This window comes from Klebsiella sp. CSG-1, assembly GCF_056521145.1.
Genome location: NZ_JBWNLD010000032.1, coordinates 1 through 1,138 on the forward strand (window position 1 = coordinate 1; position 1,138 = coordinate 1,138).

The window sequence follows — 1,138 nt, forward strand, 5'->3', positions numbered from 1 at the left end:
GATTCCAATCCTTGCCTCTGCCGCAAGCATGACCATTCCGGTTGCTGCAATGGCAGACAATATTGTTTGTCATGGCGGCTGGAGCATTGAGCGACACGTTACCGGTAGTGCCAGTAGTGGATTCATGAGCTACATGAAAGATGTTGGCGTCATAAAGTTATTGCATAACGGCAAGCTCATTTCACAAAAACGCATTCAGGACATTCAGCAATCGGTGTATCAGACCAGTGGTGCTCCACTTGTTAACTACGAGTTTGATGTTGATAAAAACAGTTTCTATATCCTTGCTCTGGATATGAGCACTCAGGGTGCATCAGGTGGCGAGCCGGATATCAAACTTTGGGGTACTGACGTAATGGGAATTGATTGCATCTTACAGGTAGGTGCTGAATGAAAAAATTAATCACCCTTCCCTTATTGATATCAATGACCGGTTTGTTATTTGCAAATCAGTCACTGGCGATTACGCAATCACAGATGCAGATGAGAGCGACTGCTACATGTGATTCTTACGCAAGTATGTCCAGAATTGCCAGTCCAGGCGTGGTTTATGAAGTGTGTCTGAATGGAGCTAAAGAATCGATGCAGGGTCGAAACTCAGCATGCGAAAGCAAAATACGACAATTCAATAAACAGGCGGATACATTGCATGGAATGGAACGCGCTGAGTATATTGAAATTTCTCAGGCATATCGCATGGGTTGCAATGTTGGAAAGCAAACACCCAAGATAAATAGTGAAAACAAGCAAGCAATAGCGAAACCCTTATCACAAAAGGAAATAGAGGAAAGGCAAGAAATACAAAATTATAGCATGGAAATTCGTAATGCATTTAGCCAAATCAGGAGTGGCGCACCTGACTTAACAGGACAAAAGTGCTCTATTAAAGTATGGTTCTCTCAAAGTGGTAATGTGTTGTCAATAAAAGTAGAGTCCGGTGATAATGATGCATGCTCTTATGTTTTAAAGAGAACCCAAAAAATCAAGCTCAGTGCAATGAATGATAGTCAGTACAAAGTGTTTAGAAATACACCTATTGATTTTAGTTTTTAAAAACACTACTCATAAGATAAGTTTCTGATTTTTATTACTGATAGGAGTCTTCACTTTTGTGGAGATTCTTATTTTTCTTTTCTTA

At 40.2% G+C, this 1,138-nt stretch carries 2 protein-coding genes; both read left to right on the forward strand.

Annotated elements, in window-relative coordinates; all coding sequences use genetic code 11:
* Window position 1 precedes the first annotated feature (1 nt).
* A complete protein-coding gene (locus AC007G_RS28265; protein WP_479466761.1) occupies window positions 2-394 on the forward strand; it encodes a hypothetical protein in 393 nt (130 codons plus the stop codon).
* Entirely contained in the window at window positions 391-1,053 is a 663-nt protein-coding gene (locus AC007G_RS28270; protein ID WP_016239973.1) for a cell envelope integrity TolA C-terminal domain-containing protein, read from the forward strand. The genes AC007G_RS28265 and AC007G_RS28270 overlap by 4 nt, the downstream gene beginning before the upstream one ends.
* The last annotated feature ends 85 nt before the right edge of the window (window positions 1,054-1,138 follow it).